Annotated in this window: 14 protein-coding genes; 1 reads left to right on the top strand and 13 read right to left on the bottom strand. The window is 71.6% G+C overall.

What is annotated here, in order from left to right:
- Positions 1–114: 114 nt before the first annotated feature.
- A complete protein-coding gene (locus ACGFW6_RS26875; RefSeq protein ID WP_393514908.1) occupies positions 115–2163 on the top strand; it encodes a hypothetical protein in 2049 nt (682 codons plus the stop codon).
- Here the strand turns inward: ACGFW6_RS26875 and ACGFW6_RS26870 are convergent.
- From ACGFW6_RS26870 to ACGFW6_RS26810, 13 genes are all read right to left on the bottom strand, one after another.
- A complete protein-coding gene (locus tag ACGFW6_RS26870; protein ID WP_393514905.1) occupies positions 2132–3358 on the bottom strand; it encodes a glycosyltransferase family 2 protein in 1227 nt (408 codons plus the stop codon). The genes ACGFW6_RS26875 and ACGFW6_RS26870 overlap by 32 nt on opposite strands.
- Positions 3359–3584: 226 nt before the next feature.
- Positions 3585–5708: a hypothetical protein gene (locus ACGFW6_RS26865; protein WP_393514902.1), complete on the bottom strand. Its 2124-nt coding sequence runs from the start codon at positions 5706–5708 to the stop codon at positions 3585–3587.
- Between the two features lie 116 nt (positions 5709–5824).
- Complete coding sequence (locus ACGFW6_RS26860; protein ID WP_393514899.1) at positions 5825–7324, bottom strand: D-ribitol-5-phosphate cytidylyltransferase; 1500 nt, start codon at positions 7322–7324, stop codon at positions 5825–5827.
- Between the two features lie 181 nt (positions 7325–7505).
- Positions 7506–8702, bottom strand: coding sequence for a hypothetical protein (locus ACGFW6_RS26855; RefSeq protein ID WP_393514896.1), 1197 nt, complete (start codon positions 8700–8702; stop codon positions 7506–7508).
- 93 nt (positions 8703–8795) lie between these two features.
- Positions 8796–10355 carry an alkaline phosphatase D family protein gene (locus tag ACGFW6_RS26850; RefSeq protein WP_393514893.1) on the bottom strand — a complete coding sequence of 520 codons (1560 nt, stop codon included), beginning with the start codon at positions 10353–10355 and terminating at the stop codon, positions 8796–8798.
- A 170-nt stretch (positions 10356–10525) separates the two neighbouring features.
- The gene (locus ACGFW6_RS26845) at positions 10526–12013 is read right to left on the bottom strand and encodes a VCBS repeat-containing protein (protein WP_393514890.1); all 1488 of its coding nucleotides are present in this window, start codon (positions 12011–12013) and stop codon (positions 10526–10528) included.
- A gap of 74 nt (positions 12014–12087) precedes the next feature.
- Positions 12088–13602, bottom strand: coding sequence for an integrin alpha (locus ACGFW6_RS26840; RefSeq protein ID WP_393514887.1), 1515 nt, complete (start codon positions 13600–13602; stop codon positions 12088–12090).
- Positions 13603–13813: 211 nt separating this feature from the next.
- On the bottom strand, positions 13814–15259 hold the full coding sequence (gene obgE / locus ACGFW6_RS26835; protein WP_393514884.1) for a GTPase ObgE: 1446 nt from the start codon (positions 15257–15259) through the stop codon (positions 13814–13816).
- A gap of 135 nt (positions 15260–15394) precedes the next feature.
- Positions 15395–15649, bottom strand: coding sequence for a 50S ribosomal protein L27 (gene rpmA / locus ACGFW6_RS26830; protein ID WP_010041940.1), 255 nt, complete (start codon positions 15647–15649; stop codon positions 15395–15397).
- A gap of 14 nt (positions 15650–15663) precedes the next feature.
- Positions 15664–15984, bottom strand: coding sequence for a 50S ribosomal protein L21 (gene rplU, locus ACGFW6_RS26825; RefSeq protein ID WP_007381993.1), 321 nt, complete (start codon positions 15982–15984; stop codon positions 15664–15666).
- Between the two features lie 247 nt (positions 15985–16231).
- Positions 16232–20227 carry a ribonuclease E/G gene (locus ACGFW6_RS26820; protein WP_393514880.1) on the bottom strand — a complete coding sequence of 1332 codons (3996 nt, stop codon included), beginning with the start codon at positions 20225–20227 and terminating at the stop codon, positions 16232–16234.
- Between the two features lie 260 nt (positions 20228–20487).
- Positions 20488–21279 carry a TIGR03936 family radical SAM-associated protein gene (locus tag ACGFW6_RS26815; RefSeq protein WP_393514877.1) on the bottom strand — a complete coding sequence of 264 codons (792 nt, stop codon included), beginning with the start codon at positions 21277–21279 and terminating at the stop codon, positions 20488–20490.
- Between the two features lie 48 nt (positions 21280–21327).
- Positions 21328–22446, bottom strand: coding sequence for a hypothetical protein (locus ACGFW6_RS26810; RefSeq protein ID WP_393514874.1), 1119 nt, complete (start codon positions 22444–22446; stop codon positions 21328–21330).
- Between the last annotated feature and the right edge of the window lie 120 nt (positions 22447–22566).

The following is a 22566-nucleotide window of genomic DNA, read 5'->3' as shown; positions in this document are numbered from 1 at the left end:
CGACCGGGTACGAGACGCACCCCTCTCGGCGAGGCGTCACGTGCGTGTCGTCGGAAGGCCGCCGCGCGTTAACCCGGGCGCAAGCCCCCCGCGCCGACCTTGGAGTGACCGCAGTTGCCCACACCCCTGTCCCGCATTCCGGCCAGAGCCCTGGTCGCGGCACTCCTGGCCGCGGCCTTCTGCGCCCAGGCCGTGGCCGCGTTGCGCCCGCACGTCCCGCTGCTGCTCGCCTCGACGGTCGTGTCCCTGGCCGTCGAGGGCGTGCTGTACCGCTGGCACCGCGGCCTGCTGTCGGTGTTCGCCAAGTCGCACGCGGACATCACCGTGCGCCATGTGCTGCGGGACCTGTTGCTGGTCGTCGCCCTGCTGCGGCTCGGCGAGCAGCACCGGGAGACGCTGTACACGCCGGTCGTCGCGGGCCTGCTCGGCTGCTACGCGCTGCACTGCGCGATCCAGGCGGTGTCGGTGCTGGTCCGCCGCACCCGCACCCTGCCGGTGGTCACCCGCAACATCGACGCCTCCGCGCTGCGTCTGTCCCCCGCCCCGCCGGTCCTGCTGCGCCGCCCCGGCCACCGGCTGCTGGTCTTCGGCCTCCCCGCCACCGCGGGCCTGCTGGCCACGGCCGCCACGGACGACCCGCGCTGCGCGGCCCTCGGCATCGCGCTGTCCCTGGGACTCGGCCTGCTGGGCCTGCACGACCTTCTCGTACGGCTGCTGCCGGGCCGGCGCCCGGCGGGCGAGCGGGAGGTGCTGGAGTGGCTGGACGCCTGGCTGGCGGAGTACCGGCCTACGGCCGGGCTGTACTTCTCCGGCGGCGCCTCCTCGGCGTACCAGGCGAACATGTGGCTGGAGCCGCTCGCCCAGCTCCGGGGCCGTCCGCTGATCGTGCTGCGCGAGCGGTTCATGGTGCAGAAGATCGGCCCGACCGACGTGCCGATCCTGTGCCTGCCGAAGGTCTCCACCCTGATGCGTCTCGAGGAGTCCTCGCTGGAGATCCTCATCCACCCCTCGAACTCCGGCAAGACCTCCCAGGTGCTGCGGATCCCCACGCTCAAGCACACCTTCGTCAACCACGGGGAGAGCGACAAGCTGTCGTCCTGCAACCCGTACGCGAAGGCGTACGACGAGGTGTGGGTGGCCGGTCCCGCGGCGCGGGAGCGGTACGCGCTGGCCGAGGTCGGCGTCGAGGACAAGGACGTGGTGGAGATCGGCCGGCCGCAGCTGGACGCGGTACGGCCGTACGAGCAGGCGCCGGCCGGCGCGTTCACGACGGTCCTGTACGCGCCGACCTGGGAGGGCTGGGACGGCAACCCCGGCAACACGTCGGTGATCGAGGCCGGCGAGAACCTCGTACGGGCGCTGCTCGCGGATCCGGGCGTACGGCTGCTGTACAAGCCGCATCCGCTGACCGGGTCGGTCGATCCGCGGGCCGGAGCGGCGGACCTGCGGATCCGCGAGCTGATCCGGGCGGCGGTCCGGGAGCGGGCGGGCGAACGGCCGCGTGACACGGGCGAACTCGCCCTCCTTACCCGGGAGTTGGACCGGCTGACCACGACCGCGACGCGGGCGGGCGCCGATCAGGTCGAGCGGATGCTGCTGCAGTCGGCGCCGGAGCCGGGGCGGGCGGACGCGGTGGCGGCGGCCACGGCGGCCTGGGAGGAGGCGTACTGGGCCTCGCTGCCCGAGGGGGAGCACCAGGTCTTCACCGATGCGCGGCCCTCGCTGTACTCCTGCTTCAACCGGGCGGACCTGCTGATCAGCGATGTGTCGAGCGTGATCAGCGACTTCCTGGCGAGCGGGAAGCCGTACGCGGTGGCGAACACCGGTGGACTCGCGGAGGACGTGTTCCGCAAGGCCTGCCCGACGGTGCGCGCGGCGACCGTGCTGACGCCGGACGCCGCCGGGGTGCCGGACCTGCTGGAGACGGTACGGCACCCCGAGAAGGACGAACTCGTTCAGGCGCGGGCCGAGTTGAAGCGGCATCTGCTGGGCCCCGACGAGCCGGCGGCGCAGGTGCGCTTCGACGCGGCGGTCCAGGCGCTGTGTGCGGCGGCCAGGGAGCACCGGGCGCGGATGGCGGAGCGGCTCGCGGCCGAGGTCGCCACGGAGATCCCCGACCAGCGCCGGTCGCCTACGCCGCCGCAGCCCGCCCACCCGGCGTAGCCCCGCCGGACGGCGTCAGCATCCGGCGCGCCTTGCGCACCGCGCGCCGCAGGAACGAGTCCGCGCCGCCCTCCCGGTAGCCGGGGTAGGCGCGGGCCTGGCGCGGCCCGGCGAGGTAGACGGCGTCGGGAATCCCCGCCGCCGCGTCCCGGAAGTGCGGGTAGGCGAGATACACCCGGCGGCCCTTCTTCTCCAGGAGGGCCGCCGGCTGCTTCTTGGCCTTGACGAACTCCACGACGGGCAGCAGGAGTTCGGGGCGCTGCTCGGCGACCAGGTGCAGCCGCAGCCGCTCGTCGACCTTGAGGCGGCGGGCGATGCCCGGCGTCCAGAACGCCTCCATGAGGGGCTTCGCCAGTTCCAGCTTGTGCCGGCGGACCTTCTCGCTGTCCTTGGCGTACTTGGGTCCGAACTGCGGCAGCAGGGTGATGAGGAAGGGCCGGAGCATGAGTTGGTCGCGGCGGTCACCCGCGGGCACGTGCTCGGCTATCAGGTTCATCAGGGCGCGTGCGGAGTCGAAGCGCAGGCTGTAGCCGCCGCTCTGGGTCACGTGCTTGCCGTCGTCGCGGCCCACCAGGTAGTAGCAGGTGTAGTCGGCGATCACGGAGACGCCGTCGGCCCGCAGATAGGCCTCCATCGTGAACAGCGCGTCCTCGCCGGTCCACAGGGACTCGTCGAAACGCATGGCGTGCCGGGTCAGCAGGTCGCGGCGGAACAGCTTCTGCGCGCTCAGGGTGAACTTGATGTTGGAGGAGAAGACGTCCGTCCGCTCCAGCGTCCTGCCCCACATCGACTTGGGCGCGGTGCGGTTGACGCCCTCGATCCGGCCGAGCACCACGTCCGTGCCGTGCTTGTCGGCCATCGCGACCATGCGCTCCAGGGCCTCGGGGCCCAGCCGGTCGTCGGCGTCCAGGAAGAAGACGTAGCGCCCGGTCGCCTTGCCCAGTCCGACGTTGCGCGGGCCGCTGGGCCCGCCGGAGTTGTCCTGCCGGATCACGGTCACCTGCATGGGCACCCGGCCCGCGAACTCCTCCAGGCACTCCCCCGTGCCGTCCGTCGAACCGTCGTCGACGGCGATGACCTCGATGCGCCCCGGGTCGATGGTCTGTGCCTCGACCGACGCCAGGCACTCGACCAGGTACGGCATCGCTTCGTACGCCCCGATGATCACAGTCACATCAGGCTGCGTGACGGTCACGTTTCCCCCCTGTCAATGGGATATTTCCCCCGTATCAGCTCATTCGCTACCTGATAGACGGGTGGGCGTGGAGAGCGGTTGCCTCACGGGCATGCTTTGGTGAGTCAGATCACATGGGGAACTGACATGGAGTCACGTCATGCGGGCAACGTAAGAGGCCGACGAGAACGGCGCGGCCCCCGAGGAGTGCTCCTCGGGGGCCGCGCCGTTCGTGCGGTGGCGGGGATCAGCCGTTCAGGTCGTCCCCGTCCGCCGTCGGACCCTGTGCCGGCACGGTCGCCGGCTCCGGGTCGGGCTCGGGCTCGGGGTCCGCGTCGGCTCCGGTCGCCGTCCGCGCGTCCTGGCCGGCGTTGCGGGTCTCGGCCTTGATCGCGAGCTTGCCCACGGCGGCGTTGAACTGCTCGATGGACGTCGGCTCGTCCGGTCCCAGCAGGTACCGCTTGAGGTCACCGCGGTCCTCGGCCAGCGGGTCGGCCGCCGGGTCGCGCACGGCGTCCAGCAGGCCGTCCAGCTCGGTGGCCGCGTTGGACAGGATCACCGCGGCGCGCACGGCCGTGTTCTGCCGCTTGAACTCCTCCACGCCCAGCTCGCCGGAGTCGGTGACGGCGTACGGCTTGCCGCTGGCGATGAAGTCGGAGACCACGCTGGAGATGTCGGAGACCATCGCGTCGGAGACGTTGAAGCAGTCGTACAGCCGCGGCTCGGCGCCCGTGACGACGCGGTGCTCGTGGCTGCCGAAGGAGTTCCAGTACGCGGTGTTCCACTCGGCGCGCAGCCGGGCGGCCTCCTCGTAGCGGGCGAGGTCGACCACGCCGTCGCGGGTGGCCTCGGCCTCGTCGCCCTTGGCGTTTCCGTTGCCCTTGCCGGCCAGTTCGGCGAGACGGGCCTCGATCCGGGCGAGCTCGGCCTTGGCGGCGGTGCGCTCGGCGGCGTCGGCGGTGAAGCGGGGGTCGGTGGCGCGCTCCACGGCGGCCTGCTCGACCAGGGCGGTGATCCGGCGGTGCGCGGCGCCGGCCTCCTTGCTGACGGTGCCGGTGAACGGGTGCGGCTTGTACAGCACGCGGACCGGCGGGTCGGCCTTCACCAGCCGCTCGACGATGTTCTCGCCGGCCAGCACGATCGAGGTGTTGCCGGGGTTGCCGTCCCAGCCCTCCCAGGTCGGGGCGTACAGCACCGTCGGGATCCGGCCCTCGGGGACCCCGCTGAAGCCCTGGATCGGCGCCAGTTGCGGGCGGCCGACCTCGACGATGTCGTCGTCGCGGACGCCGACGTCCGCTATGGCGTAGCGGTCACGGCCGGCACGGCCGGCGGTCCACACCTCGTCGTAGACCTTGCTGTACGGGTTGACGCTGGCGAGCTTGTCGCTGTCGCCGTGGCCGATGAAGACGTGCTTCATGGTGGGCACGCGCAGCAGGTGGATGTTCTTGCCGACGTTCGCGGCGTACAGGGCGACGCGGACGTTGCTCAGGTCCAGGTTCATCAGGTGGACGCCGCCGGGCACGCAGATCACGGGGACCGTGGTGGGCGCCAGGTTGTTCAGGATGACCCGCTCACGCAGGATGATCAGCGGCTTGGAGTCCAGCTGCTCCATGGTCTCCAGCCACATGTTGACCTGGTAGGCGGAGTCCTTGGAACCGGAGAAGTACAGCACCGTCTCGGGCCGGTACTCGGCCAGCCACTCGTCGACGGCGGCCAGGACCCTCTCGGCGTTCGGCGGGATCTTCGCGCCGCGCACGTAGGGCACGAGCGCGAGCACGTACAGGCAGCCCAGGCCCACGGTGAGGCCGATGCCGATGAACCCGGCGACGGCGGACCCCAGCGCGGCCGAGACGAGGATGCCCGCGACGGCCGCGAGGTCGAGGTGCAGCATCTTCTCGGCGGAGCGGTGCAGCAGCACGCGCGGCGGGGCGTCCGGGATGCGGATGCGCGAGGCGAGGTCGATGTTGCGGGTGGCGACCGGCATACGGCGGCGGTTGCGGATCAGCGTGACCAGTGCGCCGTGCGGGGCCTGGAGGCCGTAGAAGGCGATGAAGCAGGCGATCGCGCCGTAGTAGATCAGGTCGTCCGCGAGGCCCAGCCGCGCCAGCAGCAGGATCAGCAGCAGCTGCCGGATCAGGAAGCGGATCGACAGACCGGCCCGGACCTTGCTCAGGCGGTTGACCAGGTAGCTGCCCTTGCGGTGCAGATAGTGGTCCGCCAGGTACGTCACGGCGGCCGCCGCCGCGAAGGCGGGAGTGCTCGGGACGAGCGCGGCCAGCATGAGTGCCGGGAATCCCAGCACCATGAGGGCCGCCGCGGCCAGCTCGGCCGCGCTGCCCACCCGGGCGACGCGAATAGCAGTGGATATCACGTAGAACCTGCTCAGGAGAGGGGCCGGTCTGAAGGGGGAAGGACTCAGGCCCCTGTGAATTCTTCGTGAACGAAGATTCCCAGAGGCCTGAATTCCATGAGGCTATTAAATCTTGATTATGCCATGCCGTCCTGCCGGTCCAGGACGCTGGCCAGCGCCTGCTCGAAGCCGGAGGCCTGGCCGGCGGCGGCCGTCGGGTCCTGCTGGCGGACGTCGATGACGTGGCCGGTGAGCTCGGAGAGCAGCACGTCGAGGGAGGTCCGGGCCACGGCCTCGGAGGAGAGCAGGCTGCCCGCGGGCTCCTGGCCGAAGGCCTTGGTGCGCATCGGCGTGGCGGTGCGCTCCGGGTTGATGCAGTTCACCCGAATGCCGTCACCGGCCCACTCGTCGGACAGGGCCTGGGTGAGGTTCACCATGGCGGCCTTGGTCGAGGAGTACAGGCTGTACTCGGCGCGACCGCGGGTGTAGCTGCTGGAGGTGTAGAGCAGCAGCTGGCCGTTGGTCTCGGACAGGTACTTGTACGAGGAGCGCGCGATCTGCACCGGGGCCAGGTAGTTGACCTTCAGCGCCTCCTCGATGGTGGCGTTGTCGGTCTCGGCCAGCTTGCCGATGCGCAGCACACCGGCGGTGTTGACGACGTAGTCGATCCGGCCGGTCTCCGCGTACGCCTTGGACAGCGCGTCGTCGACCTCCTCCGGGTTCTCCACGTGCGTGCCGGTGGTGGAGCGGCCCAGCGCGTACACCTTGGAGCCGTAGGACTCGGCGAGCTCGGCGATGTCCTTGCCGATGCCGTAGCTGCCGCCGAAGACGACGACGGTCTTGCCGGTCAGCAGCTCGCGGTAGGCCTCCTCGCTCACCTGCTCGGGAGCGGCGGTGGAGGCCAGCTGGAAGAGCTTGTCGGCGATGAAGACGTCGACCGGCTGGGTGACCTTCATGTTGTACTCGTCACCCGCGACGACGTGGATCGGCACGTCCGGCAGGTACTTGAGCACGACGGAGCAGTCGTCCGTGGCCTGGAAGTTGGGGTCGCCGGCGGCGACCTCGTAGGCCCGCTTGATCGTGGACAGCTTGAAGGCCTGCGGCGTCTGGCCGCGGCGCAGCCGGGAGCGGTCCGGGATCTCGGTGATGAACTCGCCGTCCTCGCCGTGCGTGCGCGTGACGATGATGGTGTCCGCGGACGGGATGGCGACGTCGACGGCCTGGAAGCGCTCCAGCGCCACCACGCAGTCGTCGATCACACGCTGTGACAGCAGCGGGCGCACGGCGTCGTGGAACAGGACGTTCAGGTCCTCGCCCTCGGCCAGGCCCTCACCGAGGGCCTCGATGGCCCGCTCGGTGGTCTCGTTTCGCGTCGAGCCGCCTTCAATGATCTTCTTGACCTTGGTGAACCCGGCCTTGGCGACGATCTTCTCGATGTCCGGCACGTAGCCGGGCGCCATCAGCACGATGATGTCGTCGATCGAGTCGGCCTGCTCGAAGGTGGTCAGCGTGTGCTCGATGACTGCCTTGCCGGCGATCTTCAGCAGCTGCTTGGGGATCGACAGACCCACCCGCTGACCGGTGCCACCGGCCAGGATCACTGCGGTGGTACGGGGCTTGGCTATGTGCTGGGACACAGGTGACCTACCTTGTGGCGACTGGGAACCCGGAAATGGTCCCACTTGTGGTTACCGCAGTGCAAGGTGAGCGTCCCCGGCTGCATATGTGCGCGCAACCTGTCATTCACCTTGTACGCATGGTCAATGGCGAGCGCCCCTCCGGAGGTTCCGGGTAATAGCTGTGAGTAACCGCACAGGCTCAGCGAAGCCGCAGCCGCTTGAGGCAACGGTGCCCGAGTACCCGCACGAGTTCACCCGACGACGTCTGATGGACGGTGCGCGACCTGGCGGGCGCGGTGTGCCGTACGGGCGCCGCCGCGGCGGCCGCGAGGGCTCCGTACAGCGCCTGGGCCGCGGCCTCAGCGGAGATGCGCGGCTCGACGCCGGCGCCGGACCCGGCCCGGTCGACGGCGGACAGCAGCCGCAGGTCACCGAGGACCCCGACCCCCATCCCCCCGACACGCTCCGCCATCTCCGCGCCGATCGCGGCGGCGGCCTCGACGGCCCACCGCGGGGTCCCGATCTTCACATCGCCGGGACCGGGGGTGCACGTGTTCTTCATATGCATCACGGCGCCGTTCCGGACGAGCTGTGAATACAGCTCCGGAGGCAGTTCATTGGCGCGGAATTCCTTATTAAGATTCCGCAGCATTTCGGTCTCGGCGAGGGTGAGTGAGCGATTCGCCGCGTCCGGAACGGGACGCAACAGACCTTTCGGCAACCCGAGCAGCGCCTCGAAGGTACGCATCAGTCCCTCGCGGTCGGTGCCGTCCACCACGACGACGGTGACCCTTTCGGCCCCGGCCACCCGTGCCCAGCGCTCGACGAGCCGGTCGTGCCGGTGCCGGTGCCAGAAGCTGGGATTGGGCTTCTCGTACGGCGGCTTCCTGAGCAGGTGGACGAGCCAGTCCTCGTAGCCCATGCGCAGGCCGTTCTGCACGTACTGCTGCCACTGCGAGGGCATGATCCGCGCGAGCGGGCGCAGGGTGACGAGGACGTGCACACGGTCGCCGCCGAGCTGCTCGACGATCCGCCCGATCGTCTCGTCGTCGGGGGCGTCGGCGAAGAACTCGCTGCTGATCACGCCGGTGCGCCCGCCCGTGGCGCGCACCTGCTCCAGCAGCCGCTGCCAGTGCCGCTCGGTGGGCGCGGTGTCGCCCATCATTCCGGTGCGGGCGCAGGCGGCGAGGACCGCCTCCATCGGGTGCCGGGTGGCGCCGGCCGGCCACGCGACACCGTGCCGGGCCATCTCGTCCCTCGCCGCGAACAGCGCGCCCTGGATCGAGGTGGTGCCGGTCTTGTGCGGGCCGATGTGCAGCAGTCGGGTCCCGGTGGGCAGCGAGGCGACCGCGGCGGCGTTGCCCCGGAGTTCATCTCTCGTACAGTCCGTCTCCATGGTCAGAGGACGGTAAGAGAGGTTCCTGAGACCGCGCTGAGAGTGACCTGGGACACGGATGAGTCCCAGGTCTCCCACCGGCCGTTTCGGCGGTTACACGACCTCGACGCCCGGCCTGCCCGCCTCCACCCGCAGCCGCGCGAGCGTGCTCGGCGTCGCCGTCTGCGCGCGGACCGTGTCCACGACCCTGACCTGTGCGTCGATGCCGTCACGGCGGATGTCGAAGAGGTGGTAGCCGCGGTGGGCGTCGAGCAGCTTCCAGTGCGGGTTGTCCGGCAGGCGCGGGTCCCACTCCTTGTGGAACGCGGCCTGGTCCTGGTCGCCGTTGCTGGAGATGGACGTACCGACGAACTCGGCGCCGACGACGGCGGAGTCGGGGTCGGCGTAGTCCTCCTTGAGGTCGCTGATCATCGTCAGATGGCGGTCGCCGGTGAACACGACCGGGTTGCGCACGTGCTTGAACTCCTCCATCAGCTCGTTGCGCTCGACCTGGTAGCCGTCCCAGGCGTCGTAGTACCAGAGCTTGCCCGGGCCGACCTGGAGGTCGGTCTCGGCCATCATGATCTGCGAGCCGATCATGTTCCAGCGGGCCGGCGAGTGGCGCAGCCCGTTGACCAGCCACTCCTTCTGCTCGGCGCCCAGCATGGTGAGCGCGGGATCCTGGGCCGCCTCCTGGCTGGTGACCTGGTCGCTGCGGTACTGCCGGGTGTCCAGCACGCTGAGCCGGGCCAGCCGGCCGAACTCCAGACGGCGGTACATCTGGATGTGCGGGCCGTTCGGGATGGCGCTCGCCCGGACCGGCATGTGCTCGTAGTACGCCTGGTAGCCGGCCGTCAGCCGGGCCACGAAGGCGTCGTGCGACTGCTTGTCGGGGTCCTGGGGGATCTCGCCGGCGAAGTCGTTGTCGACCTCGTGGTCGTCGAAGGTCACCACGAAGGGCGCGTTCGCGTGCATCGCCGCGAGGTCCGGGTCGGTGCGGTACTGGGCGTACCGGTTGCGGTACTGCACCAGGCTGTACGGCTCACCCGTGCCCTCGTGCCGGCGCACGCCCGTCGACGAGGGCGTGGACTCGTAGATGTAGTCGCCGACGAACAGGACGAAGTCGGGGTCCTGGTCCAGCATGTCGGCGTACGGCGTGAAGTAGCCGTGCTGCCAGTTCTGGCAGGACGCCAGCGCCATGCGCAGCCGGCCGCCGGAGCTCGCCGGGTGGGGCGCGGTGCGGGTGCGGCCGGTGGGCGAGAGCTGGCCGCCGGCACGGAAGCGGTACCAGTACGTACGGCCCGGACGCAGCCGCCGTACGTCGACGTGCACGCTGTGCCCCAACTCGGGCCGGGCCTGGGCGACGCCACGGCGCACCGGCTTGCGGAACCGCTCGTCCTCCGCGATTTCCCACTCGACCGTGACGACCGCGTCGGGCATGCCGCCGCCGTTGAACGGGTCGGGGGCGAGCCGCGTCCACAGCACGATGCCGTCGGGCAGCGGGTCGCCGGACGCCACGCCGAGGCTGAACACGCCGTCGGGCAGCGGGGTTTCGGCGGCCCGGGCGGCGGTCGGCAGCCACAGCTGGGCGGAGGCCGCGGCGCCGAGCACGGCGGCCCCGGCGGTCAGGAAACGGCGTCTGTCGGTCGACACGGATCCGGTCTCTCCGGTCATCGGCGAACTCCCTTGCCTCGCTGGCCTCTTGGACACTTCGGATGCTCATGCTTCAGGGCGGTCCGCCCGTTGAACGGCATACTTCGCGTGCATGACAAACAGGGAGACAACAGAAGACCCGTCGCAGTGGTGCACGAACGTGCCCTGACCGCGACGGGTCTGCCGGTGGATCAGTAGGTGAACCCGACGCCGAGCCTGGCCTTCGCCGCCACCGTGCCGAGGGTTGCGGCCCCGAAGGTGAACGAGCCCGTCGGGGTGATCCCGTCGGAGGTCGGCCTGAACACCCACACCGAGCCGGCGTCGGCGTTCTCCCCCGGTGCCCCTACGGCCAGTTCGGCACGGCCGTCGCCGTCGCCGTCGACGAGGCGGGTGGCGGTGCCGAAGACGTCGCGGGTCTCCGCCACGCCCGGCACACCGGCGGTGTTCTGGTTGACGCCGGTGGCCCCCGCGCCGGTCAGGCCGCCCGCGCCGCCGCGCAGGACGACGGTGCCGCCGGCGTCGCTCAGGCCGTCGAAGTCCTCCCCCGGTACGCCGGTGGCGACGTCGGCGTACCCGTCGCCGTCGACGTCGGCGACCGAGATGTCGGTCCCAAAGCCGTCGCCGCGCTCGGCGGCGCCCGGGACTCCGGCGCTGTCCTGGTTGACGTACTTCACTTTCGTGCCGACGGGCCCGTTCGCGGAGCCGGGGATGAAGGCGACCCGGCCGCCCTTGGGGAGCGGGGTGTCGAGGTCGCTGTCGTAGCCGTCGACCGGACGGCCCACCACGATGTCCGCGTACCCGTCCCGGTTCACGTCACCGACGCCGACGGACTCGCCGCCCTGCACCCGCCAGTCCCTGCCGTCCCGGAGCACGACGCCCTCGGCCGCGAGCCCGTCGGCCGTGCCCTGCCAGTAGGTGACGCGGCGGGCGTCGTACTCGTCGCCGTCGTTCATCGTGCCGACGACATCGTCGATGCCGTCGCCGTCGACATCACCGGTGGCCAGATCCAGGAACCGGGGGTCGGAGTCTTCGACGACGGTCTGCTCACCGCCGCCCGCCGCGCCGTCCCGCCCGAAGGGCCCCTTGACGACGCGGAGTTTGAACATGCTCTCGACGGCCACCAGATCCGGCGCACCGTCCCCGTTCACATCGCCGACGGTGAGCTTGCCCCGGTCGCTGAGCCGGTCGTAGGTGTCGTGCCCGTACGCCAGCGGGGCCCCGCCCGACAGCCCGTTCGGGCCGCCCCAGACGACCTGCACGAGGCCGGTCTCGGCACCCCCTTCCACGCTGTCCTCGCCGGTGACGCCGACTATGAGGTCGTCGTAGCCGTCCTGGTCCAGGTCCGCCGTGCTCACCGCGCTGCCGAACAGGTCGGCCGTCTCGGCGGAGTCCGTGACGCCGGGGGTGTTCTGGCTGATGACCTGCTTGGACGAGGTCTTCAGCCCGGTCGCCGAGCCGTACACCACGGCGACGTACCCGGCCTGCGTCTTCCCGTCGACGGTCGCCTCGGGCGCCGCCACCGCGAGGTCGGAGTAGCCGTCGCCGTTGAAGTCGTCGTGCCGCTCGACGGCGGCCGGCGCGCCACCAGCCGACGCCTGCGATGCGGGCAGGGCGACGGCCCCGGTGACGGCCATGACGACCGCGAGGCCCGTGCGCCAGGTTCCTCTGCGCCTGTTCATGGTGCTGTCTCCTGTCGTTTCGTGGGGGGATGGCCGTACGCGGATGTGGTCCTCGTACGAGGTCGTCGCCGCCGTCAGTCCGCCAGCGAGGCCCCGAACTTGGCTCCGGTCGCAGGGAGGCCCATCGTGGCGGAGCCGAACGAGAAGGAGCCGGCGGAGGTGATGCCGCCGGTAGTGGCGGAAAAGACCCACACGGAGCCGTTGTCGGCGTTCTCCGCGGGGTCACCGACGATCAGCCCGGCCTTCCTGTCGCCATCCGCGTCGACGAGGGCGGTCTCCGCACCGAAGCGGTCACCCTTCTCGGCGGTCCCGGGCACACCGCTGGTGTTCTGGCTGAACGCCTTGGAGCCGGTGCCGTTCAGACCCTTCGCGCTGCCACGCAGGACGAGCGCGGAGCCGGCATCGACGATGCCGTCCAAGTCCTCGCCGGGCAGCCCGGTCGTCACATCGAGGTAGCCGTCGCCGTTGGTGTCGGCGACGGACACGCCCGAACCCATGCCGTCCCCATGCTCGGCCGAGCCCGGCACACCTGCCGTGTCCTGGTTGATCCACACCGGCTCGCGGGTGGTGGAAACGCCGTTCGGACCGCCGTACACGACGGCCAGCCCGCCACCGCGGAAGGGCGGTTCGGCGCTGTCGTACATGTCGTCGGAGCGGCCGACGACGATGTCCCCGTATCCGTCCTTGTTCAGGTCGCCGATCGCCGCGTCCTCGCCGCCGATCATGCGGCCCTGGGCGTCCCTGAGCCAGCCCTTGAGGGTGAGCCCGCCGCTGCCGCCCGTGAGGAGGGCGGCGGCACGCGAGTCGGGCGACCCGTTCCTGCCCAGACGCACGACGACGTCGGCGACGCCGTCGCCGGTGACGTCACCGGACGTCAGGGAGTGGAAGCTGGTCGCCCGGTCGGAGGAGAGAGCGAAGTAGTCCTTCTTCGCGGGCTGTCCGGTCCGGGTGAAGGGACCGTGCCAGACAGTGCCGTCCCCGTTGTCCTGGTCGACGGTGTCGCCGTTCCAGTCGTCGGCACTCCCCGTCACCACGTCAGGTCGCTTGTCACCGTCCACGTCCGCGACAGTGAAGCCCCCCTGCCACTCCTCCTGCGGGGCCCAGGTCAGGGTCGTCGCCGTGGCCGAAAGCCCCTTGGGGCCGCCCCAGTTGACGACGAGGGCATATCCCTGGCCGATGTCCATCATGTACCGCCCGACGGACGACAGCAGGTCCGCGTACCCGTCTCCGTCCAGGTCGGCGCTCTGCAACCGGGTGCCGTACCCGCCGTTGTATTCGTCGCCGGGCCAGGTCAGCACCTGCCTGCGCGAGGTCGACAGCCCGCTGGAGGAGCCGTACAGCACACTGGCCGCGCCCACCTGCGTCTCGCCGTCCGGAGCGGTACCCGGCGCACCGATCGCCACGTCCGGATACCCGTCGCCGTTGAAGTCGTCGTGCAGCCGCTTGCTGCTCGGCGCCGCGGTCGTCGCCTCCGTGGCGGCGTCGACTGCCGGGATCGCCAGTGCGCCGGCGACGAGCGCGACGCCGGTGGCGAGGCCCAGGCGTCTGCGGCGGGACAGGGCGGTGCGGCGACGGGAACGCGGGGGCACGGCAACTCCGGCGGTCGAAACGGCGGTTGGAGTGCGTGAGAAGGACCAAGATCCTCATCCGCACCGCCCAGTACGACTCACCGGCATGCCGGGGGGTTGCCCTCGGGTACCCCGGGAATTTTCCCGTCGTTCACCGATTCGGCCGGCGCGGGGGCGGACACGACGACGCCGGGGCGCCTCACGGCACCCCGGCGTCGTCGGAAACGGCTGTCTAGAACGGCTCGAAGTCGTCGAACTCCCGCGACGCCTCGTCCCGTTCGGCCTCCTTGTCACGCCTGCGCTGCGCGGCGGGCCGCGGTGCCTCGAAGCGGTGGTCCTCACCCCGGCGCCCGAGCATCTCGGCTCCGGACATCATCGTCGGCTCCCAGTCGAAGACGACGGCGTTCTCCTCGGGACCGATGGCGACGCCGTCCCCGGCGCGGGCACCCGCCTTCATCAGCTCCTCCTCGACACCGAGGCGGTTGAGCCGGTCGGCGAGATAGCCCACCGCCTCGTCGTTGCTGAAGTCGGTCTGGCGCACCCAGCGCTCGGGCTTCTCGCCCCGCACCCGGAACAGCGGCTCCCCGCCGGTTTCCTCGGGCGTCACGGTGAACCCGGCGTCGTCGACGGCCTTGGGCCGGATCACGATCCGCGTCGCCTCTTCCGTCGGCTTCGCGGCCCGCGCGCCCGCCACCAGCTCGGCCAGCGCGAACGACAGCTCCTTCAGACCCATGTGCGCCACCGCCGACACCTCGAAGACCCGGTAGCCACGGGCCTCCAGGTCCGGCCGCACCATCTCGGCGAGGTCCTTGCCGTCCGGCACGTCGATCTTGTTCAGGACGACGATCCGCGGCCGGTTGTCGAGGCCGCCGTACTCCCGCAGCTCCGCCTCGATGATGTCCAGGTCGGAGACGGGGTCACGGTCGGACTCCAGCGTCGCGGTGTCCAGGACGTGCACCAGCACGCTGCACCGCTCGACGTGCCGCAGGAACTCCAGGCCCAGGCCCTTGCCCTGGCTGGCGCCCGGGATGAGGCCCGGGACATCGGCGATGGTGTACACGGTCGAGCCGGCGGTCACCACACCGAGGTTGGGCACCAGGGTCGTGAACGGGTAGTCCGCGATCTTCGGCTTGGCGGCGCTCAGCACCGAGATCAGCGAGGACTTGCCGGCGCTCGGGTACCCGACCAGCGCCACATCGGCGACCGTCTTCAGCTCCAGGACGATGTCCTGCAGGTCCCCCGGCTCACCGAGCAGCGCGAATCCGGGCGCCTTGCGCCGGGCCGAGGCCAGTGCGGCGTTGCCGAGGCCACCCCGGCCGCCCTGCGCGGCGACGTACGACGTGCCGTGCCCGACCATGTCGGCGAGGACGTTGCCCGCCTTGTCGAGCACCACCGTGCCGTCCGGCACCGGCAGCACCAGGTCCTGGCCGTCCTTGCCCGACCGGTTGCCGCCCTCACCGGGCTTGCCGTTGGTGGCCTTGCGGTGCGGCGAGTGGTGGTAGTCGAGCAGCGTGGTGATCGACTGGTCCACGGTCAGGATGACGTCGCCGCCACGCCCGCCGTTGCCGCCGTCGGGCCCGCCCAGCGGCTTGAACTTCTCACGGTGGACGGAGGCACAGCCGTGGCCTCCGTTACCCGCGGCGACGTGCAGCTCGACGCGGTCCACGAAGGTGGTCATGGTAGGTGCCTCCAGCACTGCGAAAACGTACGGATATGTCTCTTGCCTAACACGCGAAAGGCGGACCCGCCTTCCCACACGGGAAGTGAGGTCCGCCTCGCGAAACGTTCGGTCTGAGCCGTGAAGTCAGAAGACTCAGGCGACCGGAACGATGTTCACGACCTTGCGGCCACGGTGCGTGCCGAACTGCACCGAACCGGCCTGCAGCGCGAACAGCGTGTCGTCGCCGCCACGGCCGACGCCCGCGCCCGGGTGGAAGTGGGTGCCGCGCTGACGGACCAGGATCTCGCCCGCGTTGACGACCTGACCACCGAAACGCTTCACGCCGAGGCGCTGAGCGTTGGAGTCACGACCGTTACGGGTGGACGATGCGCCCTTCTTGTGTGCCATCTCTCCTCAGTCCCTTACTTCGCAGCCGCGGGGATCTCAGTGACCTTGATCGCCGTGTACTGCTGGCGGTGGCCCTGACGACGGCGGTAGCCGGTCTTGTTCTTGTAGCGAAGGATGTCGATCTTGACGCCCTTGTGGTGGTCCACGACCTCGGCCTGGACCTTGATGCCGGCCAGGACCCACGGGTCGCTGGTCACAGCGTCGCCGTCGACAACGAGCAGGGTCGAGAGCTCGACCGTGTCGCCAACCTTGGCAGTGGAAATCTTGTCAACCTCAACGATGTCGCCGACAGCAACCTTGTGCTGGCGACCACCGCTGCGCACGATGGCGTACACGCGGATCTCACTCTCTCGCTCGGGAACGGCACCCCCGCAGTCCAGCCGTCCGGCACGCGGACAGCCTCTCCAGGACACCCAGTGCTCCGGAGGAAGAGGTTTACGGGGATGTGGCGTGCCTATATCCACGGACACGCCGACGGTCAAGGTTACGGGGCGGTGGCCGAAGGGGTCAAACCGGGCCGGGCCCCAAGAGAGTGCGGCCGGTCACAGGGACCGGCCGCACCACACGTTCATGCGCCGTGTGTCACTCGTCGGTGGCGGCGGAGACCGTGGTCTTCTTCGCCGTCGCCTTGGCCGCGGCCGTCTTGGCGGTCGCCGCCTTCTTGGCCGTCGCCTTCTTGGCGGCCGTCTTCTTGGCCGCGGTCTTCTTGGTGGCGGCCTTCTTCGCGGTCGCCTTCTTCGCCGTCTTACGGGCCGTCTTCTTGGCCGGAGCGGCCTCCTCGACGCCCTCCTCCGCGACGGGCTCGGCCTGCGTCTCGCCCGCCGGGACGACCAGGACGGCCGCCTCCTCGGACGTGCTCGGCGCGGTGGCCTTGCGCACGGCACGACGGCGCGGACGGGCCGGGGCGGCGCTCTCCGCGGCCGGCCCGGGCTCGGCGGGAGCCTCCTCGGCCGGGGCCTCGGCGGCCGGCTCGGGCGTGGCGGCAGCCGTCTCGCCGACGGTCACCACGGTGGCCTCGGCCCCCGCGGGCGACCCGGCGGGCGCGGACACCTTGCGGGTGGCGCGACGCCGCGTACGGCCCTTGGGAGCGGCCTCCTCGGCGGCCGGGGCCTCGGTCGGCACGACCGCGTCCTCGACGGCGGCCGGCTCGGCCTTGGCCTCGGCGGCCGGCTCCGGCTGCACCGGACGCTCGATCTCCTCGGCGACGGTCACGTCCTGAGCGGTGGGCACCGTCTCGGCCTTCTTCGGCGCGCCCGCCGGAGCGGACACCCGCCGGCCCCCGCGACGCCGCGAACGGCCACCGCGTACGGCGGCCTCCGCCTCGGCGACGCTGCTGTACAGCTCCTCGTCGGGCGCGAACGCCGGCTCGGGCAGCGCGGCCGGCTCGGCGGCCTCGGCAGCGACCTCGGCCTCGGTCTCCGCCTCCTCCTCGGCCGTCTCGGCCGGCTCGGTGGCGACGGACGCCTCGTGGACGTGGTCGGGACCGGCACCGGCCCGCGCGCGCTTCTTGCGCTTGCCGCCTCCGCCGGTGGACGTCGGCTGCTCCATGTGCACGATGACACCGCGGCCGTTGCAGTGGACGCAGGTCTCGGAGAAGGACTCCAGCAGGCCCTGGCCCACCCGCTTGCGGGTCATCTGGACGAGGCCCAGCGAGGTCACCTCGGCGACCTGGTGCTTCGTACGGTCCCGGCCCAGGCACTCCAGCAGACGCCGCAGCACCAGGTCCCGGTTGGACTCCAGCACCATGTCGATGAAGTCGATGACGATGATGCCGCCGAGGTCGCGCAGCCGCAGCTGGCGCACGATCTCCTCGGCCGCCTCCAGGTTGTTCCTGGTGACGGTCTCCTCGAGGTTGCCGCCCTGACCGGTGAACTTGCCGGTGTTGACGTCGACGACGACCATCGCCTCGGTCCGGTCGATCACCAGCGAACCGCCGCTGGGCAGCCAGACCTTGCGGTCCAGCGCCTTGGCGAGCTGCTCGTCGATCCGGTACGTGGCGAAGACGTCGACCTCGCTGGTCCACTTCTGGAGCCGCTCGGCCAGGTCCGGCGCCACGTGCGAGACGTAGCCGTGGACGGTCTCCCAGGCGTCGTCACCGCTGACGACGACCTTGGAGAAGTCCTCGTTGAAGATGTCGCGGACGACCCGGACGGTCATGTCCGGCTCGCCGTACAGCAGCGTCGGGGCGTTGCCGTTCTTGGCCTTCTTCTGGATCTCTTCCCACTGCGCCTGGAGGCGCTCCACGTCGCGGCGCAGCTCGTCCTCGCTCGCGCCCTCGGCGGCGGTGCGCACGATGACGCCCGCGTCCTCGGGGACGATCTTCTTGAGGATCGTCTTCAGCCGGGCCCGCTCGGTGTCGGGCAGCTTGCGGCTGATGCCGGTCATGGAGCCCTCGGGGACGTACACGAGGTAGCGGCCCGGCAGGGAGACCTGGCTGGTCAGACGCGCGCCCTTGTGACCGATCGGGTCCTTCGTCACCTGGACGAGCACCGACTGGCCGGACTTCAGGGCGGACTCGATCCGGCGCGGGCCGTTGGCCATGCCCAGCGCCTCGAAGTTGACCTCACCGGCGTAGAGCACGGCGTTGCGGCCCTTGCCGATGTCGATGAAGGCGGCCTCCATCGACGGCAGCACGTTCTGGACCTTGCCCAGGTAGACGTTGCCGACGTACGAGGTGGCCTGCTCCTTGTTGACGTAGTGCTCGACGAGCACGTTGTCCTCGAGCACACCGATCTGGGTGCGCTCGCCGTGCTGGCGGACCACCATCACGCGCTCGACGGCCTCACGGCGGGCCAGGAACTCGGCCTCGGTGATGATCGGCACCCGGCGGCGGCCCTGCTCGCGGCCCTCGCGGCGGCGCTGCTTCTTGGCCTCCAGACGCGTGGAGCCCTTGATGGACTGCACCTCGTCGGACGGCTCGGCCTTCGGTCGGGGCTCGCGGACCTTGACGACCGTGCGCTCGGGGTCGCCGTCGCCGGGCTCGGTGTCCACGGAGGAGTCACCGGCGCGACGCCGACGGCGCCGGCGGCGCCGGCTGCTGGAGCTGGACCCGCCGCCGTCCTCGCCACGGGCGTCCTCCGCGTCCTCTTCCTCCTGCTCGGCGGTGTCCTCGGCGTCCTGCTCGGCCTGCGCGGCGGCGGTCTCGTCGCCGTCGGTGTCACCACCGTCGGCGTCCGCGGTCTCACCGCGACGACGACGCCGGCCACCACGCCTGCGGCGACGACGCGAACCGGTCTCCTCGGAGTCGTCGCCGTCGGCGATGTCCTCGCCGGCCTCTTCGGCTTCCTCGGTCTCGTCCTCGGCGGCGGTCTCGGCTGCCTGGGTCTCGGGCTCCTCGGCGTAGCCGCCGCGGCGCCGGCGACGGCGCCTGGAGGCGCCGGCCTGCTCCTCCGGGAACTCCTCCTCGACGTCCTCGGTCTCCGCCTCGGCGGCGGCCGCCGCGGCGGCGCGCTCGGGCGTCTGGAACTGGGGCTCGGTGAACACGGGCGCCTGGAACACGGCCACGGAGGGGCGCGCCGGACGCGGTGCGTCCTCGGCGTCCTCGGCGTTGCCGGAGGAGGCGGCCCGGGCGGGCTCGGCGAACCCGGCGGCGGCCCGGCGGACGACCCGACGGCGGCGGCGCGGTCCGGCGTCCTCACCGGTCTCGGCGGCCGGGGCCTCGGCGGCGGTCCCGGTGTCGCCACCGGTGGCCACGGGGGCCTCGGCCGTCACCGGCGCCTCGGTGGGCTCAGACGTCTCGGTGGGCTCCGGCGTCTCGGCGGCGGCCTCGGCTCCACGCCGCGTGGCACGACGGCGCGTGCGGCGCGGGGCGGTCTCCTCGGCGGCCTCGACGGGCTCGGCGACCTCCGCGGCGGCGGGCGCCTCGGCAGCGGCCGTGCTCTCGGCGGCAGGGGTCTCCGCGGCGTCCGGACCACCGGCGGGCGCGGTCACCCGGCGGGTGGCACGACGGCGCGTGCGGCGCGGGGCGGTCTCCTCGGCGGCCTCGACGGGCTCGGCGACCTCCGCGGCGGCGGGCGCCTCGGCAGCGGCCGTGCTCTCGGCGGCAGGGGTCTCGGCCCCCTCGACGGGCGCGGGGGCGCCGGCGGGTGCCGACGCGCGGCGCACGGCACGACGACGCGAACGGGGCGCGGCCGGCTCGGCGGGCGCCTCGGCGGCCGGGGTCTCGTCCTCGGCGACCGGCGCGGCGGCCGTCACGGGAACGACTGTCTCGGCAGCCTCGGCGGCCTCGGGCGACCCGGCGGGCGCGGACGCGCGGCGCACCGCACGGCGACGCGGACGACCGCTGGGCGCGGCCTCCTCGGCAGCCGCGACGGCCTCCGTCGTCTCTTCGGTCTCTTCGGCCTCGGCCTCGACGGCCTCGACGTTCTCCTCGGCCTTCTCGGCCTCGGTCACGGCCGCGACATCCGCGGCGTCCGCGACCGGTATGGCCGGCTCGACAACCTCCGTGGGCTGCGCCTCGGTGGCGGCCACGGGCGGTCCCGCCGGGCGGGACGCGGCACGACGCCGACGGCGCGGCGGCAGGGTGTCGCTCGGAGTGTTCAGTTCGGAACCCTCGGTGGGTTCGGTCGGTTCGAGCATGCGGGCGTTTCTCCCGTCAGGCTCCCGGGCGCCGCACCTGGTCCGGCGACATGCCGGTGACGTCCGCGGCTCGCGCGGTGCGCGACTGCCGCCGTCCGGGGCGCGGGCGCCGCACGGGAGCTCTCTGTGTCCTGTCTCGCCGGTTCCGTACGCCTCATGCGTACGGCCTGGCGAAAGTCTTCTGGTCGGTGCGCTGCCCGACCCAGGTGGCTCCCGAGTACGAGGGCGGCGCTTCGACGTCCGTCCCTACGGAACCTTCCTTACGCCGGCGCCGTCGCGGCGGCAGCGGGCTCGGCCTCGGTTGGGGCCGTCGCTGCCTCGCGGTCGGGCGCGAGCGGGTCGGTCACGGTGCCGGTCTCTTCATCGAACAGCCCCTGCGCCAGCCTGGTCACCGCTGCGGGGACCGGCGGCGCCAGGTCGGCCACGGCGCGGAGACCGGACAGGACGTCGTCGGGTCGTACGGCAGGCGTCACGTGCCGAACAACCAGCCGCAGTATCGCACAGGGCTGGTCGGTCGGCCTATCAGCCTGGGAACTGTGCGTTTCTGTTGTGTCTGAAGCGTCGGAGCTTTTCAGTTCGGCGACCGCGGGTCGGGCGTCGAAGGTGCGCACGCCGTTCTTGGTCATGCGCTGTACCTCGACGGACTCGGCGGCGTCGAACGCGGCGACCGCTCGCGCGGCGTCGGCCGGGTCCACACCGTCGAGCCGCAGCTCCCAGACGGACGCCGTGAGCCGGTCGGCGAGCCCGGAGACCCGGGCCTCGACCGCGTCCACGACGTCGAGCCCGGCGGGCAGCGACGCGTCGAGGAGCACTCTCAGCTGCTCCGGATCACGCGCCTCGGTGAGGGCGATCTCCAGATACTCCGCCTCACTGCCCGTGCCGGTGGGTGCGGCATTGGCGTACGACACCTTCGGATGCGGCGTGAACCCTGCCGAGTACGCCATCGGCACCTCGGCACGGCGCAGCGCACGCTCGAAGGCGCGCTGGAAGTCACGGTGGCTGGTGAACCGGAGGCGGCCGCGCTTGGTGTAGCGCAGTCGGATGCGCTGCACCGCGGGTGCGGGCGGCGGGCCTTCGGGCTGTCGCTTGCCCAGTGTCGTTCAGTCCTTCGTGAGAGCGGTCGTACTACTACCAAGAGTACGTGTCTCGCGGCCCCGAGGTTCCCGCGCGGGCACGGCTTCATGCTCCCGGGGCTCCCCGAACAGCATCCGCCGGAAGTCGGCGCGTGCCTGCCGTACGGACTCCCGGGCGGCGGCGAGGGCCTGCCGGGTGGCCCGGCCGACACTGCGCGCGGCTTCGGCCGCCGGCCGCAGTACCGCGTCCCGGACGACGTGCCCGACGGGCGTGAGCACCGTCCGGTACACCCAGCGGGCCGGCTCGACGAAGGTCCACCGGAAGACGTTCGCGAGGAACCGGCCGACGGCGAGCGAGATGTGGCCGGCGATCCGCCAGGCGTGCCCGAGGGCGTCCCAGATCTCCCTGCCGACGACGGCGAGCACCCGGCCGACCGGGGTGAGGACCCACCGGTACAGGCCCAGCGCGGGCAGCACGAACAGCACGCGCACGATCCAGTACAGGGCGATGCCGATGCCATTGACGACGGTGCTCACGAGCCACGCGACGCCCTTCGCGCACCAGGCGACGGCATGGCCGACCGGTCTGAGGACCCACTCGTACAGCCACAGGGCGGGTACCACGAGGAGGTACCGCGCCAGCCAGGCCACGGCGCCGAACACCCCGAGCCCGAGGGCGGCGAGCACCGCGCCGAGCCCCTTGAGAACCCACAGCACGGCGTGCCCGACGGGCGTGAGCACGCGCGCGTACAGCCATGTCAGCCCCGCGCCGATCCCGCGGGCGACCCACGCGCACGCGTGCCCGACGGGAGTCAGCACGTACCGGTAGAGCCACACCAGGGGTATGACCAAGAGCACGTTCCCCAGCCAGGCGAGGCCCTTGGCGACCGGCACCACGACGTACCGCCACAGCGCCACGAACGGCCACACGAAGAGCGCCCGGCCGAGCCACAGCAGCGCCCGGCCCAGCGGTCGCAGCACCGTGTCGCCGAGGAAGCGCCCCGCGACGACGAGGGCGTCCCAGGCCATCCGCACCGGCACGACCAGTACGAGCACGACGATCCGCACGGGCACCCGGATCGCGACGGCAAGACACCCCTCGGGCGCCGGGTGCTGCTGCCGAGCCGGTGGCTTCTCAAGGTCCATGCCCGTGTAGACGCCGGAGACACCTGTCCGGATCCCATTGCATCCCACAACTATCGGGATGTCCGCAGCGGTGGAGGCAACACCCGGCCCGGGGCGGGGCGTTCGCATTGCGGGATGCGC

Source organism: Streptomyces sp. Y7, from assembly GCF_043195415.1.
Classification (GTDB): domain Bacteria; phylum Actinomycetota; class Actinomycetes; order Streptomycetales; family Streptomycetaceae; genus Streptomyces.
The sequence above is the reverse complement of the archived record's forward strand: the minus strand, read 5'-3'. Positions and strand labels throughout refer to the sequence as shown.

What these genes read in the sequence shown, in the direction of transcription:
- ACGFW6_RS26855 (WP_393514896.1), bottom strand. Translation starts at nt 8,702, where the DNA reads ATGGAGACGGACTGTACGAGAGATGAACTCCGGGGCAACGCCGCCGCG.
- ACGFW6_RS26850 (WP_393514893.1), bottom strand. Translation starts at nt 10,355, where the DNA reads ATGACCGGAGAGACCGGATCCGTGTCGACCGACAGACGCCGTTTCCTG.
- ACGFW6_RS26845 (WP_393514890.1), bottom strand. Translation starts at nt 12,013, where the DNA reads ATGAACAGGCGCAGAGGAACCTGGCGCACGGGCCTCGCGGTCGTCATG.
- obgE (WP_393514884.1), bottom strand. Translation starts at nt 15,259, where the DNA reads ATGACCACCTTCGTGGACCGCGTCGAGCTGCACGTCGCCGCGGGTAAC.
- rpmA (WP_010041940.1), bottom strand. Translation starts at nt 15,649, where the DNA reads ATGGCACACAAGAAGGGCGCATCGTCCACCCGTAACGGTCGTGACTCC.
- ACGFW6_RS26820 (WP_393514880.1), bottom strand. Translation starts at nt 20,227, where the DNA reads ATGCTCGAACCGACCGAACCCACCGAGGGTTCCGAACTGAACACTCCG.
- ACGFW6_RS26810 (WP_393514874.1), bottom strand. Translation starts at nt 22,446, where the DNA reads ATGGACCTTGAGAAGCCACCGGCTCGGCAGCAGCACCCGGCGCCCGAG.